This window comes from Paenibacillus sp. NPDC057967 (assembly GCF_042887015.1).
In the GTDB taxonomy this organism is placed as follows: Bacteria; Bacillota; Bacilli; order Paenibacillales; family Paenibacillaceae; genus Pristimantibacillus.
In genome coordinates, this window is sequence record NZ_JBHVQB010000005.1 from 162,691 (window position 1) to 176,760 (window position 14,070).

Below are 14,070 nucleotides of genomic sequence, written 5' to 3' on the forward strand. Positions count from 1 at the left end.
AACAATAATTGTTCTTCGATGTAACTTCAAAGATCAGTTTCGACAAGATACTTTCCCAATAACCATGAATGTGCCCCGCGTTGTTGTTTACTTGAACCGGAAAGAGGAAATATGGATCAGGAACATGATGCAAGATGGCAGCAATTATTGCGATTCCCCGCTCAGAGATGAGGTCACGAAGAAATGAACATATTTATTGGTTAATAATGCATACTGCAAAGTGGCGTTTTGCCAGCAGAAAATACCCAGGAATGGTGTATAAACGCTGTAAGGATTTATTGAATCGAAGAAGAAAACAGAACAATGAGACTATACTTGGGTTAAGCGGATGGGTAATGGGGGAATGTTTTATGAGGCTCCCGTTGACACTGGGATGATTTATGGCAGCAGAGTAGCAGTTGAACCATGTTGTATTAGGGACGAGAAGAACGTTTTGATAACGAAATAATGTTTTTGTTCTTATCATCACCTTGATCCTCATTTTCTTCTTTCTCTTGTTTCTCATCGTGAAACTCAACATGAGAATGGGCCGAGATGTAGTCAAATGGAGTGTAATTATTACTCGGTAGTCCTTTTTTAATGAGCATCTTGCCAATGACGAACGCTAATGAGAGAAAGAAAATACCGCATACTCCAATCGACATGTATAGTACAAAGTTCATTATAAACACCGCCTTTGTTTGATTTTATACTTAAATGTTAATATTTACAATAAATTGGGTTGCTAAGTTCTATTTGACCGAAGAGGCTACAAAAAATGGATGAAGAATAGAATCGCTGAAAAGCGCGGGAACAAGCATGGCGAAATTGAATGGGGTTGTATTCGGAGGGTAATGGAAGCCACAGTATTGTATTCTGTTCCGGCAGGAGTAGAGCGCGTAATCTGTTCATGAAGAACACGCCAAAGGTGTCAGACTGGACATTCCCATGGTTGCTGCTGGTTCTCGGCATTGCCAGTGGTATCCTGCTCGTTGGAGACTTGCTGCAAGGTACTATTCAAGGCGTGCTTGTGACTGGTACGACAGTTCTAGCACATCAGCTCGTTAAGCCAAACATTAAATCAATGGGCACAACTAAGCCCGCTGTCCATTGCGGTCCGCGGGCTTTTTTTATTTTGTAGAAACCACATTCCAGCAACATCAATCAACGGATTGAGATCATCTTTCGTTACCTCCAGTTGTTAACTGATAAGGCTTCACCGGAGCTCGATTTGTCAACATTAACGGTAATATCCGACAATAGGAATTCGTGATTCACTGACGGCGACGGATTATATTCAATCCAACCTTTACAACATCTTGAGCTTCTTTACTGCGAATGGTTTTATTCAACGTTATAGATACATCAAAGTTCTTCTTATCTGCACTGGTTATAGCGAAAAACTGTTCAACCGAAAATGAGTGTATTTTTCTATAGGAACAGGATTACTCCAGGTGCCAACAAGTTTTTCGATGGATTATTTCTTCCCGCTTTGACTCACAGCTGCTCGCGTATCCCCGTTTGTACTGCTTGATCCATCGAAGGTGGAGAGGAATACTACAACAAGGAGAGTGCCAAATATAACGATGCCGCCAAAACAAATAGCGACTATCCCAATAATTTTTGCTGCAGAAGATTTCTTTTTTACAATGATTGGCGGATAGGTTGTGCTTAGCATCCAATGCCCGCATCTAATACAATTGTTTGCTGATTGATCGTTATGAGTCCTGCACGCAGGGCAAATGTAGATATAATCGCTCATCGTGTTACTCCTTCCGGAAGTGGATAAATCCCTCTACAGTCTACTACATACCTCCAAGCGTGCCTATCGGTTTTATGAAAAAGAAAAGAAGTGCGATCTGCATTGCTTTTTTATCGACAACAATATGCTCCAGAATGTTGGGAACATCCTTAACTGCACGGGCCTCGTCCTTTGTGTGCATCGTCTTTATGCAGAGGTAATTGTCAACGGCACCGCGGCCACTCGGTGCTTGCTCAGAATCGTCACTCTAACGATCCCTATTTTGCCGAATTGACTGATGGACTCAATAGTAGATTATGGGTATTGGAGCCAGCCAAGTCTGGGGACAGGTAGTAGGCTTTATCGAGAGTCACTGGTAATTTCACCCGCTGTATGTTGACCGTTGTTGACCAATTGTTGACCAAACCATCACCAAAGTACAAAAAACGCCAACTATTCACTACATACAAGTAAAGATACCCCATAATACCAAAGGACACACAAGTAAACTGAAGGGCATATCTGTCTTCTTCCATGAAAGAGGCCCCCGAATGGGGGCCTTGATTATTTTTGGCCGCATTTTTGAAGCGGCATTTTTTGTAGGGGATGAGAATTTTTCCGTTCAATCGGAAATTGAATGGAGTCATCATCGCTTACGAGAAAACGATCGTCTGGTCAAGGAGACCAATGTCGCCATTACCGCACAATAATTAACGCTAAGAATACTACGTTTCAAAATGTGTTCGATATTCGTAAATCACTTGGCGGTGCCTAAGCTGCTCAGCTTTACAGTAAAAACAGGGCCCTCTTATATGGAGAGCCCTGTTTTGTCATGAATGGATCATTCGTATGCACCTAAGGCCGAATCGTCACTCTTGTTCCGATAGGCACTAGCGATTGCAGCTCCAGAACATCTTGATTATACATGCGGATGCAGCCATGCGAGACTTCTCCGCCGATCGATGAGGGATCATTGGTACCGTGTATGCCGTAAGACGGCTTGGAGAGGCCCATCCAGAATGCGCCGAACGGACCTCCCGGATGCGGCTGTTTGTTAATGATCGTAAATTCTCCATGAGGGGTCTGGGTTACCATTCTCCCGATGCCGACGGGGTAGGCGCGAACAACGATATTGCCGTCGAGCAAATAAAGCTGGCGATCGGACAAATCTACAATAATGCGATAGTTGGGCATGAGCTTCCTCCTTTTTTGTATACTATGGCGCTGCGGGCTGGAGTGGTTGGGTGGAGGAAAAAAGGCTAAATCGGTTGACGGCCGATTCAAGTATTCATCTTTATTCTCCGTGGGAATGTATGGTACGATAGGCGGGGAATGATTGCGAAAGGGGCAAAAAGCAGTGAGAATCATCGCAGGCGCGGCGAAAGGGCGCGCGCTGAAGGCCGTGCCGGGCATGAATACAAGGCCCACAACGGACAAGGTAAAGGAAGCGATCTTCAGCATGATCGGTCCTTACTTCGACGGAGGCATCGCGCTGGATTTGTTCGCGGGTACAGGCGGACTTGGCCTTGAGGCATGGAGCCGGGGCGCGGAGAAAGTAATATTTGTCGATAAGGATAAGATAAGTGTGGATATTATTCGTCACAATGTGCGAACCGCGGGGGCGGAGAGCGATGCTGAAATTTACCGCAATGATGCCGATCGCGCCTTGAAAGCGTTGGCAAAGCGGGATCTCAGCTTTACACTCGTGTTCCTGGACCCGCCTTACCGGATGACAGAGATGAATGAAGTGATGGGGGAGTTGGCCGAAAAGGGCATGCTGGAGCCGGACGCTACTATTGTCGTGGAGCATGACGCGACCATTGCATATCCGGATGACGTGCCAGGCTTCGAGCAGACCAGAACCGCAAAATACGGCGATATAGCCGTTACCATATATCGATACATAGAAGCAATTACGGAAGATACGAATAGGAGCGAATCGGATGTCAACGAATGAGAATAAAGCAGCAGGACAACCCCGGAAGGAACGCATCGCCGTATATCCAGGCAGCTTTGATCCCGTTACCTATGGCCATCTGGACATCATTCAGCGCTCGGCAAAACAATTCGACCGTCTGATCGTCGCAGTCTTGAACAACACGAGCAAAAATCCGCTTTTTAGTGTCGAGGAGCGCAAGGAGCTGCTTCGCGAAGTGACTAAGGATTTGCCGAATGTAGAAATTGACAGCTTCCGCGACTTGCTGGTGCGATTCATGCGCAGTAAAGAAGCGGATGTTATTATCCGCGGCATCCGCTCGGTAACCGATTTCGAATATGAGCTTCAACTGGCTTCGACGAATCATTTGCTAGATGGCGAGATCGACACGATGTTCATGATGACGAATCCGAAATATTCCTATCTCAGCTCCAGCATTGTAAAGGAGATCGCTCAATTCAAAGGGGAAGTGAAAGAATTGGTGCCGCCTGTCGTCGAAGCACGCCTCAAAGAGATATACGAAGCCCGCTCCTGATTGCATTCGGATAAGCGGAACAATCCGCCAATACGAATCGCTAGCGATGGATGCGAGCCGGTCCCGACTTTCCCGGTATAAATGCGTATAGAATGAGCATCACTGCGAATACAATAGCTGCCGAAGCGACGGAGTATAGCCATAGGACAGGCAAGTCGCTTGCTGTCAAGGCGGTCATCGGCATGCTGACATCTATCGCGGATGTATAATAGTGGCCGGATAACATAACCGGAAATCCGCCTTCCGGCGCGAGTTTTCCGGCAAGCCAGCTTAGTGGACGCCAAAGCAATAAGGTTAGCAAAAAAGCATGCAGCGCATGGTTTAGCCGATGGGCGACAAAAGGAAGCATTTTGAGATCAGTTCCTGCAATGGCGTAGCCGGTCTGTAATATGCCGGCGAGGCCGCTCCAGGCTAATATGGCCGCAATAACGGCGCAGCCGAAAGCGGCGCTGCCGCCCGGCGCATTCCAGATGGCGGCGGCGTATGATCCCAGATGGCTCTCGAAGAAGGCGGCGCCGATGAAGGAGAAGCCCTTCTTTTGAAGCGGGGCAAGCAAGGGCTCCGACAGCTTGGCCAGCACGGCGGCGAAGATCATGAAGCCTCCTACGACCATCAGCTTTTGCACGCTGCCGGAGACGGCATCGCCAAGCACCTTGCCGAAGCTGCGGCCGTCTTGTTCCCGGCCGGCTTGGAGGCCATGCGCGAATGCCGACAGCCAGCCGACAGGGCGTGTCTGATCTTTGGCTGCCGGAGTTTGCTTCCGCTGGCGAAATATCGAAGTCATCAGCAGCAGCCACAGGGCGGACACCCAGACGGCTGCTGCTATCATCATGCCTGCAATCGGCTTGTGAAGGAAGCCCGCTCCAATTACGACAAGCATAAAGAGCGGGTTCGGCATATGGGCGAAGGATAGCAGACGCTGTCCTTGTGCCCGGTCGAGCAGCTCACGCTTGCGTAAGGAAGCGACAGCCTCCGAGCCTGCGGGATAACCGCCTGCCCAGCCAAATACGAGGGCCAGAGCCGCTTCGCCGGGCAAACCGAGCGCGCGCTGCATGAGAGGCTGCAGGGTCGTTCCGATCGCATGAGCCAGGCCGAAGGCCAGCATGATCTCATATAAGACGAGAAACGGGAGCAATCCCGGAAACACGATATTCCACCATACGGTAAGGCCTTGCAGCGAAGCCTGGAACGAGGCATCGGGCTGTACGATGATGGAGCCCACCAGCAGGATAGACAAGACGGCAAGAATGATGGTTTTGGGCATGCCGATCAACTCCTTTGGGACAAACCATTTACGTTTATTCTTACGTTGTACGAAGTGAAGATAGACCAAATAAGCATGCATCGATGGGAGGGAGCCTATGCGAAGAGGACTAACTGCTGTGCGGCGCATCTTTATTACGGCGGCGATTACCGCGCTTGTGATGTGGGGGCTTCTGTATGCTCCTACACCTTATCTGGTATACGAACCGGGCATTGCTGTGCCGGTGGAGCCAATGATCTCGCTGGAATCCGGTGTGCCTGCGGACGGAGGGCAGTTTTTGCTGACGGCAGTCAAGCTAATTGAACCTAACTTGTGGGGGGTCATGAAGGCGTCGGTAAATCGGGATCGGGATGTTTATCAGAAAAGCTCCGTATTCGGCAATTACACGAAGGAACAGTACGCCGAACGGCTGACAGTAATTATGGAAGGTTCGCAATACGACGCGGTTGAGGCGGCTTACCGGTATTTGAAAGTGCCCTACGAAGTGAAGACGGAGGCCATCGTCATTACCGATATCATCCGAATTGCCGATCAGCCGGTCGGGAGGCTGCGCGCAGGGGATAAGCTGCTGCGGTTGGAAGGCGGAGAGCCGTTTGAAAGCGTCGAGGATGCCGCAGATCAAGTCATTGAGGCGCTTGAAAAGAAGGCGAGAGGCGCGCTAGAATCGGTCATGATGGAGATCGAACGAGAGGGCAAGCAGATGATGATGGAGCTGGAGCCTTCGGCTACTTATACGGATGGTGCTGCTGAATCGGATGAGAAGCGGTTGGCGTTGTTGCTGGGCGCGAAGAGCTTTGTCGAGCTGCGAACAGTTGAAGCGACTCATAAGGAGCAGAGACTCTCAATTTCCGCAGGGGAGATTGGCGGGCCATCCGCCGGGCTAGTTTTTACGCTGGGCGCTATCGACTTGCTCACGGAAGGCGATCTGACGCAGGGAGCGCGGATCGCAGCCACAGGTACGATTAGCCCGGAAGGCAAGGTAGGTGCGATAGGCGGAATTAAGCAGAAGGTGGTCTCGACTTCGGGAGAGGATGCGGAGCTATTCTTGGTCCCTAAGGCGAATGAGAGAGATGCGCTGGGCAAAGCGAAATCCATTAAGACGGATATGAAAATAGTTGGTGTAGATACGCTTCAGGAAGCGCTGGATGCTATAGCTGCGTTTGCGTCGAACCGGTAATATGTGAGTTTCGGAACTTATTAATATGTTGTAGTGTGGTGAACCGAATGGTAGGGGCGTTTGCGACTAGCAGAGCGCTTCAGTGCGGAGTTTTGACGGTGGGTACGCGTCAGTGTGTGAAGTAGGTCGACGAGACCGACTTAAGGTGTCTGAAGAGCCTATACAAGCGAAATAGGTCGCTGAGACCGACTTAAAGTGTCTGAAGAGCCCATACGAGCGAAATAGGTCGGTAAAACCGACTTAAACGTATCTCGTGTCTATGGGCGTCTCACTCATCGCTCAACCTAGCCGACGCGTGTTCAAGAGAAAAGCCCGTCAAATCATGACGGGCTTTTCTCTGTAGTCGCGGAACAGCGACGCTGACAGATGGCGTCCGCTCGCGCCGAGCATATAAGCGTTGCTCGCCCTGACGTCCAGGTCGAGGTAGCGGTAGGGTTCAGGCGGCCTGGCGGCGCTGAGCAGGACGGGCAGGGAGGATGTCACGCGCATTCGCTTCAGCAGCGTCCTTCCCCTCTCGGTGAAGCCCAGCACACGAATATACTCTACCCCGCCGGCTAGCTTGTCCGGCGTAAACTCTTCCTGCGCATGTTCGAGCAAGACGGACAGGAGCGCGCGCTGCAGCCGGGTACGGGTGTAGCGCTTCGTCTTGAGCAGCGACAGCAGCTCCCCGAAGCTTGCTTCGCCAAGCTCAGGCATAGCATTCAGTATGCGATGCTCCAGCCCCTCGCTAACATCGCGGTATGACGCCAGTTGAGCCGTATTGATCGTTAATAGCTTATGCATCAATGCGGGCATATAGCGCTCCCAGCTCACAGGCGAGACGCCAGTCGAGGCGCAGGACTGAATGTTCCGGTAGGTTGATACCGGAACAAATGGCTTTGCCGCCTCCAGTGACTCGCTCTCCAGCAGCAGCTTGCGGATTGCCGTCGCGCTGGCGATGGAGCCATCGGTGATCGACTCCTGATGGTATTGCGCTTTTTCGCGGGCAATGGTGTAAGGGCTCATTGCGCCTTTGATGCGCTTCAAAGCAATAAGGTAATGCAAGCCGAGCGTATGGTTCGGCGTATTGAAGGGGAACGAAGCGGCAGCGGCATGGCCCTGCTCAGTCAGATACGCCTGTAGGGCGTCGCTGTAGGCCACAGGATAACTTACCCCTGTGTCCAACTGGTTTCTGAGCAGCGCTTGAAAGCACGGCGGCTCGGAAGCCGCAATCTCCGCTGCTTGCAGCAGAGGAGCGAGCTCGCCGCTCTCGGTACCGAAGCAGAAGGCGTCGACAACGCCTGTCGCCTCCAATAGCGATACCGCGCCGTAAGCGAACCATTCCGCCGCATGCGTCGCATAGGCGACGGGCAGCTCGATGACCAGATCGCAGCCGCCCTCCAGTGCCATGCGGGTCCGTGTCCACTTGTCCCACATTGCGGGTTCGCCGCGCTGCAGGAAGTTGCCGCTCATGACGGCGACTACGGCATCGGCTTCTGTTAATTTGACCGATTGGCGCAAATGATAAAGATGTCCGTTATGGAACGGATTGTATTCTACAATTAGGCCTACAGCGCGCATTGGATTCGCAAGTCTCCCCATCTTCTTGATTTATAGGTGATTTCACTATAGCATAGAGAGGATGCCGCATCACAGCGGAAGATGTCCAATACGAATTACAACGTGAAATTGTTGACAAAAGATCGTTTGAATAGCTATAATAATCTTTGTTTGTTTGGAGTGATGATATGCAGTTTCATATGCAAGAGATGATGGCCAGGGGCCTGAAGGCAACCGTGCAAGAAGCGCTCGATGTGAGCGAATTGTTCAAGGGACGGGCGGATGTAATTGCGGCTGGTCCGCTCCATGTATCGCTTGAGGTTGCTGGTCACGATGGATTCGTAACGGTCGACGGTACACTAACCATCGATTTGGAGCTTGCATGCTCACGTTGTCTTGAACCGACTAAGGAACATACGGTCATTCCCTTCTTCGAACAGTTCAAGCCTCCTTCCAATGAGGAAGCAGACGGCAACACGGACGAAAACGAAGATTTTGTGGAATTGAAATCGGACAGACTGGACCTGTTGCCGTTTCTGGAAGAAGCGCTTCTGGTGTTCATGCCTTTTGCGCCGCTGTGCGGCAAGGATTGCAAGGGACTCTGTCAGACCTGCGGAGAAAACTTAAATGAGCGAACCTGCGAATGCAAAAACGAGCGGATCGACCCTCGCTTTGAATCGCTGAAGGATTTGTTTAAGGAGTAACGGCATTGATTTTGTGAAGGAGGTGGGAAAGATGGCAGTACCTCAGCGTAGAACATCCAAAACTCGCCGCGACAAGCGTCGCACGCATTTCAAACTTGCGATACCGGGTATGGTAAAATGCGAGCAATGCGGAGAGCTGAAATTGGCTCACCACGTATGCAAAGTGTGTGGATATTACAAAACAAAAGAGATCATTTCCCAATAATAATGATTTCCATGATAGCACTTCATCTCGCGGTGAGGTGCTATTTTTTGGTTTCATTGCGCAGAATGACTTTTTTTTATATACTAATTTAGTACCAGGTGATAAAAATATACGCTTAACATATATCTAGTAGGGAATGGTCGGCGATAACGTTTTGCTAGAAATGGCGCTCAGTCATTCCTAATACACATGATGGACAAAAGGGTGAGACGAGCATGGAACGAATGCCCAAGCGCCAACGGCATCAGCTGCTGGCCCAGCATATCGATGAGAATCCTTTTATGACGGACCGGGAGCTGACGCGCCTGCTGAAGGTCAGCATACAGACGATCCGGCTTGACCGGATGGAGCTCGGTATACCGGAGCTTCGGGAACGGTTGAAGCTGATGGCGGAACGTTCCTATGATTCCGTACGCTCCCTGCCGCTTCATGAGGTGATCGGGGAGATTGTGGACCTGGAGCTGGACAAGAGCGGTATCTCAATCTTTGAGATCAGGGAAGAGCATGTCTTCTCCCGCACGTCTATTGCGAGGGGCCATCATGTGTTCGCGCAAGCGAACTCGCTGGCCGTTGCCGTGATCGACGACGCCATCGCGTTGACCGTTACGGCTGACATCCGCTTCATACGTCCGGTAAGGCTGGGCGAGAAATGCATCGCCAAGGCCTATGTCCGTTCGATCTCGGGAGAGCGAAGCAAATCGAAAGTCGAGTTATTCACATATGTAGGTGACGAAATGGTGTTCCAAGGCAACTTCGTCATCTTCAGATCCGCTGGCAACAGGGATGATGGAGGAGGAGAAGAACATGCGGATCGCCATTGACGCAATGGGGGGAGATCACGCCCCTGAGCAGATTGTAAGAGGCGCACTGGATGCCGCGGCCGAATGGCCGGACACCGAGCTGCTGCTTGTAGGCGATAAAGCTGTGATCGAACCGCTGCTTAAGGAAGGACTTCCTTCCAACGTTCAGCTCATTCACGCGGATGAGGTGATCGGTCCGGATGATGAGCCGGTGAAAGCGGTCAGACGCAAGAAGGGCGCATCCATGGTCGTAGCCGGCCAATTGGTCAAGGACAAGCAGGCTGACGCCATGCTCTCAGCTGGCAATACGGGAGCGCTTATGACGACAGGCTTGCTGGTTGTAGGCAGGATGGAGGGCATCGAGCGTCCCGCGCTCGCTTTTGTTTTGCCGACGATGGATGATGTAGGCATTCTGGCGATGGACCTCGGTGCGAACATGGACGCGAAGCCTGAGCATCTGGCACAATATGCGGTCATGGGCAGCATCTATCGCGAGAAGGTGCATGGCATCAAGCAGCCAAGAGTGGGACTGCTGAATGTCGGCACAGAGGCTAAGAAGGGCAACGAAATAAGCAAAGCGGCTTATGAGCTCATGGAGCAGGCGCCGATTCATTTTGTAGGCAACGTGGAATCCAGAGATGTCCTGAACCGGAATTGCGATGTATTGATTTGCGACGGATTCGCAGGAAACATTATGCTGAAGTCGTTCGAGGGCACCGCAGGCACGATCTTCACAATGCTGAAGAGCGCGTTCGGCAGTTCCTTCCTGACGAAGATTGCAGCAGCGATTATGATGCCGCAACTTAAGAAGCTTAAGAAAAAAATGGACTATAAAGAGCATGGCGGAGCGCCGCTGCTCGGCCTCAATGGACTAGTCGTGAAGTGCCACGGCTCATCCGACGCTGTCGCGGTGAAAAATGCGGTTCGTCAGGCAAGAATTGCCCTTCAAGGCAATATGATAGAATCAATCTCTTCTGAAATTAACGGGAAGTGAGTGTGAAGCATGGGTTTGCATCCTGTCGGCATTATTGGAACGGGCAAATATGTGCCCGAACGGATTCTTACAAATCAGCAATTGGAGCAAATGGTAGAAACGAACGATGAATGGATCGTAACGCGGACGGGAATCAAGGAGCGTCGGATGGCAGCGGAAGCGGAGGCAACCTCTGATCTGGCTTATGAAGCGGCAAAGCAAGCGATTGCTGCAGCGGGCCTGACGGCGGAGGATCTCGATCTGATTATCGTATCAACGATTACGCCGGATATGTTCTTCCCGTCCACCGCTTGCCTGCTGCAAACGAAATTAGGGGCAACCAAAGCGGCGGCATTCGATCTGTCCGCAGCTTGCTCCGGCTTCATCTACGGACTGGCGACGGCATCGAATATGATTGCCACCGGCATGTACAAGCATGTGCTTGTCGTAGGCGCGGAGACATTGTCCCGCATTACAGATTATACCGACCGCAACACATGTATTCTGTTCGGCGACGGCGCAGGTGCTGTTGTACTTGGGCAGGTCGAAGAGGGCAGAGGCTTCCGCTCTTTCGAGCTGGGAGCAGACGGAAGCGGCGGCGAGTTGTTGAAGGTTAGCGGCGGCGGTTCGCGTATCCCGTCCTCGGAGCACAGTATCTCCACGAAGCAGCATTACATCCATATGGCAGGCAATGACGTGTTTAAGTTTGCTGTGCGTATTATGGGCAGTGCTGCAGAGGACGCGCTTGCCAAGGCAGGCCTTGCGAAGGAAGACGTAGATCTGCTTATCCCGCATCAAGCGAACATCCGGATTATTCAATCGGCGCTGAACCGGCTGAATCTGCCGGAGGGGAAAGCGATGATCAATTTGGACAAATACGGCAATATGTCGGCTGCATCCATTCCGGTTGCTCTGGCCGAAGCCGTAGAGCAGAACCGCGTAAAGCAAGGCGATACACTGGTGTTCGTCGGCTTCGGCGGCGGCTTGACATGGGGAGCATCCGTACTGGTTTGGTAATATAATGCGGTGACAGGTCCGCTTGTGAAAGCGGATGAACCGTATGGGAATTGGCTTAGGAGGGGAAACGCGTTGGCGAAGACGGCATTTGTATTTCCCGGACAAGGAGCTCAGGCTGTAGGCATGGGCAAGGACGCATACGACGCGTTCGAGAATGTTCGGGACATCTTCCAGAAAGCCGATCAGGCACTGGGCATGGAATTAACCCAGCTTATTTTCGAAGGACCGGACGAGGCGCTTAAGCAGACAGCAAATACGCAGCCGGCACTACTCACGGTAAGCGTTGCGTACTTGAAGCTGCTGGAAGCGAGCGGCCTTAAGGCGGATTATGTAGCGGGCCACAGCCTGGGAGAATATAGCGCGCTCGTCGCGGCGGGCGTATTGTCCTTCGAGGATGCGGTGCGTACGGTTCGCGCACGCGGCTTGTATATGGAGCAGGCCGTGCCTAGCGGGCAAGGCGCTATGGCGGCTGTGCTTGGCGCAGAGCGCGACGCGCTAGGGAGCTTGTGTGAAGCGATTACTGCCGAAGGAAGCGCGGTGGAGCTGGCGAATGTGAACTGTCCGGCTCAGATCGTAGTCTCCGGTACAGCGCAAGGCGTGCAGGCTGTTGTGGAGCGTGGCAAGGATGCGGGAGCGAAGCGGGTCATTCCGCTTGAGGTAAGCGGTCCGTTCCACTCCTCGCTGATGAAGCCAGCGGCTGAACAACTTGCGTCTACACTTGCAGGTGTGACGTTCTCGGATGCATCTGTTCCAGTAGTGGCGAACGTAACGGCTCGTGAAGTGTCGGATGCTTCCGCTATCCGGAAGCTGCTTGTGGAGCAGGTCTATTCTCCTGTATTGTGGGAGGACAGCGTGCGCTACCTGATCGAGCAAGGCGTAGATACGTTTGTGGAAATCGGTTCGGGTACGGTGCTTGCGGGCTTGATCAAGAAAATCGACCGCAATGTCCGTGTCATATCGGTAAATAACATCTCGGCGCTGGATGCGCTGCAGGTGAACTAATCCAAGACGGAGGGGATCCTAATGTTTGCGAGTCTGGAAGGGAAGAAAGCGCTCGTAACAGGCGCTTCGCGAGGCATCGGCCGCGCCATTGCAATTGCGCTTGCAGAGGCGGGCGCCGACGTGGCGATTAACTATTCCGGCAGCGAAGCCGCTGCTGCGGAGACAGCATCCGCTGTTGAAGCGCTGGGACGCCGCGCGATCATTGTGAAAGCGAATGTCGGCAAAGCCGATGAATTCGACGCCATGGTGAAGGAAGTTATCGCGCAGCTTGGCGCGCTGGATATTCTTGTGAATAACGCTGGCATTACAAGAGATAATTTAATTATGCGCATGAAGGAAGAAGAATTCGATCAGGTCATTGAGACAAATCTGAAAGGCGTGTTCAACGGCATCAAAGCGGTTACGCGTCCGATGATGAAGCAGCGCTCCGGCCGGATTATTAACATCTCTTCCGTCGTCGGCGTGCTCGGCAATCCTGGACAAGCTAACTATGTTGCGGCGAAAGCCGGCGTTATTGGCTTGACGAAGGCTAGCGCGAGAGAACTTGCTTCGCGCGGCATTACCGTCAACTGCGTCGCGCCTGGATTTATCCAGACCGACATGACGGACAAGCTGCCGGAGGATATGAAGGAATCGCTGTCCGCCGGAATCCCGCTCGCGCGCCTTGGCGACGCGGCAGATATTGCCAATGCGGTCAGATTCCTCGCATCCGATGCGGCAGCCTATATGACAGGCCAGACGGTCCACGTTGACGGCGGCATGTACATGTAGCAATTAACCTGTGAATGTAGGCCTTTTGCCCAGTAAGGTAAAGATGGCAATTTACATTTAATTCTCGTATAATACGGTGGAGGAGGTGAACCGGATGTCCGAAGTAGTAGAACGCGTAAAACGTATTGTCATCGACCGCCTTGGCGTAGACGAAGCAGAAGTAACCCTTGAAGCTTCCTTCAAAGATGACCTCGGAGCTGACTCTCTTGACGTCGTTGAATTGGTCATGGAGCTGGAAGACGAGTTTGATATGGAAATCTCTGATGAAGATGCAGAGAAAATCACTACGGTGGGAGAAGTTGTGACTTACATACAATCTCATACCTAAGGATGGACAAGTCCCGTTGCGATATACGGGACTTCTCTCCATGTAGCGCATTTTCGACGCTTTTATAACGTTTATAATGAAGCCTAACCGCTTTTCATA

General features: G+C 51.8%; 19 protein-coding genes. 13 read left to right on the top strand and 6 right to left on the bottom strand.

The features are described from left to right. Positions 1-413: 413 nt before the first annotated feature. The gene (locus ACFVSO_RS14350) at positions 414-662 is read right to left on the bottom strand and encodes a DUF3951 domain-containing protein (RefSeq protein ID WP_387474610.1); all 249 of its coding nucleotides are present in this window, start codon (positions 660-662) and stop codon (positions 414-416) included. Between the two features lie 227 nt (positions 663-889). Here ACFVSO_RS14350 and ACFVSO_RS14355 point away from each other — a divergent pair, with 227 nt between their 5' ends. Continuing rightward, positions 890-1,120, top strand: a complete 231-nt coding sequence (locus tag ACFVSO_RS14355; protein WP_387474612.1) for a phage holin family protein — start codon at positions 890-892, stop codon at positions 1,118-1,120. A 336-nt stretch (positions 1,121-1,456) separates the two neighbouring features. On the opposite strand, the gene ACFVSO_RS14360 is transcribed toward ACFVSO_RS14355, so the two are convergent. After that, positions 1,457-1,741: a hypothetical protein gene (locus tag ACFVSO_RS14360; RefSeq protein ID WP_387474613.1), complete on the bottom strand. Its 285-nt coding sequence runs from the start codon at positions 1,739-1,741 to the stop codon at positions 1,457-1,459. A 257-nt stretch (positions 1,742-1,998) separates the two neighbouring features. Further along, positions 1,999-2,256 (bottom strand): hypothetical protein, encoded by a 258-nt coding sequence (locus ACFVSO_RS14365; RefSeq protein ID WP_387474615.1) that lies wholly within the window; start codon positions 2,254-2,256, stop codon positions 1,999-2,001. A 15-nt stretch (positions 2,257-2,271) separates the two neighbouring features. On the opposite strand from ACFVSO_RS14365, the gene ACFVSO_RS14370 reads away from it, so the two are divergent. Further along, entirely contained in the window at positions 2,272-2,430 is a 159-nt protein-coding gene (locus ACFVSO_RS14370) for a hypothetical protein (protein ID WP_387474617.1), read from the top strand. A gap of 145 nt (positions 2,431-2,575) precedes the next feature. Here the strand turns inward: ACFVSO_RS14370 and ACFVSO_RS14375 are convergent, their stop codons facing one another. Further along, positions 2,576-2,914 (bottom strand): L,D-transpeptidase, encoded by a 339-nt coding sequence (locus ACFVSO_RS14375; protein ID WP_387474619.1) that lies wholly within the window; start codon positions 2,912-2,914, stop codon positions 2,576-2,578. A gap of 142 nt (positions 2,915-3,056) precedes the next feature. Between ACFVSO_RS14375 and rsmD the strand changes: the two genes are divergently transcribed. Together rsmD and coaD are read left to right on the top strand one after the other, a co-directional pair. Continuing rightward, positions 3,057-3,677: a 16S rRNA (guanine(966)-N(2))-methyltransferase RsmD gene (gene rsmD / locus ACFVSO_RS14380; RefSeq protein ID WP_387474621.1), complete on the top strand. Its 621-nt coding sequence runs from the start codon at positions 3,057-3,059 to the stop codon at positions 3,675-3,677. After that, a complete protein-coding gene (gene coaD / locus ACFVSO_RS14385) occupies positions 3,664-4,191 on the top strand; it encodes a pantetheine-phosphate adenylyltransferase (protein WP_387474623.1) in 528 nt (175 codons plus the stop codon). The genes rsmD and coaD overlap by 14 nt, the downstream gene beginning before the upstream one ends. Before the next feature lie 40 nt (positions 4,192-4,231). Here coaD and ACFVSO_RS14390 read toward each other — a convergent pair whose 3' ends face one another. Then, a complete protein-coding gene (locus tag ACFVSO_RS14390) occupies positions 4,232-5,455 on the bottom strand; it encodes a nucleoside recognition domain-containing protein (protein ID WP_387474625.1) in 1,224 nt (407 codons plus the stop codon). 97 nt (positions 5,456-5,552) lie between these two features. Here ACFVSO_RS14390 and ACFVSO_RS14395 point away from each other — a divergent pair, with 97 nt between their 5' ends. Then, entirely contained in the window at positions 5,553-6,632 is a 1,080-nt protein-coding gene (locus tag ACFVSO_RS14395) for a S16 family serine protease (RefSeq protein ID WP_387474627.1), read from the top strand. Between the two features lie 315 nt (positions 6,633-6,947). On the opposite strand, the gene ACFVSO_RS14400 is transcribed toward ACFVSO_RS14395, so the two are convergent. Then, entirely contained in the window at positions 6,948-8,192 is a 1,245-nt protein-coding gene (locus ACFVSO_RS14400; protein ID WP_387474629.1) for a nucleotidyltransferase, read from the bottom strand. 167 nt (positions 8,193-8,359) lie between these two features. On the opposite strand from ACFVSO_RS14400, the gene ACFVSO_RS14405 reads away from it, so the two are divergent. The 8 genes from ACFVSO_RS14405 to acpP all read left to right on the top strand — a co-directional run bounded on the left by ACFVSO_RS14405 (position 8,360) and on the right by acpP (position 13,971). Next, on the top strand, positions 8,360-8,875 hold the full coding sequence (locus ACFVSO_RS14405) for a YceD family protein (RefSeq protein WP_387474631.1): 516 nt from the start codon (positions 8,360-8,362) through the stop codon (positions 8,873-8,875). Between the two features lie 31 nt (positions 8,876-8,906). Next, positions 8,907-9,080 carry a 50S ribosomal protein L32 gene (rpmF, locus tag ACFVSO_RS14410; protein WP_116043433.1) on the top strand — a complete coding sequence of 58 codons (174 nt, stop codon included), beginning with the start codon at positions 8,907-8,909 and terminating at the stop codon, positions 9,078-9,080. Between the two features lie 224 nt (positions 9,081-9,304). Next, the gene (gene fapR / locus ACFVSO_RS14415) at positions 9,305-9,901 is read left to right on the top strand and encodes a transcription factor FapR (RefSeq protein WP_387475340.1); all 597 of its coding nucleotides are present in this window, start codon (positions 9,305-9,307) and stop codon (positions 9,899-9,901) included. Beyond that, positions 9,885-10,874, top strand: coding sequence for a phosphate acyltransferase PlsX (gene plsX / locus ACFVSO_RS14420; protein ID WP_387474633.1), 990 nt, complete (start codon positions 9,885-9,887; stop codon positions 10,872-10,874). Before fapR ends, plsX begins: the two co-directional genes overlap by 17 nt. A 9-nt stretch (positions 10,875-10,883) precedes the next feature. Then, on the top strand, positions 10,884-11,870 hold the full coding sequence (locus ACFVSO_RS14425) for a beta-ketoacyl-ACP synthase III (protein WP_387474634.1): 987 nt from the start codon (positions 10,884-10,886) through the stop codon (positions 11,868-11,870). Positions 11,871-11,942: 72 nt separating this feature from the next. Continuing rightward, positions 11,943-12,872 (top strand): ACP S-malonyltransferase, encoded by a 930-nt coding sequence (gene fabD / locus ACFVSO_RS14430; RefSeq protein WP_387474636.1) that lies wholly within the window; start codon positions 11,943-11,945, stop codon positions 12,870-12,872. Between the two features lie 21 nt (positions 12,873-12,893). Further along, positions 12,894-13,643, top strand: a complete 750-nt coding sequence (gene fabG, locus ACFVSO_RS14435; protein WP_387474638.1) for a 3-oxoacyl-[acyl-carrier-protein] reductase — start codon at positions 12,894-12,896, stop codon at positions 13,641-13,643. A 94-nt stretch (positions 13,644-13,737) separates the two neighbouring features. Next, entirely contained in the window at positions 13,738-13,971 is a 234-nt protein-coding gene (acpP, locus tag ACFVSO_RS14440) for an acyl carrier protein (RefSeq protein ID WP_120106762.1), read from the top strand. The last annotated feature ends 99 nt before the right edge of the window (positions 13,972-14,070 follow it).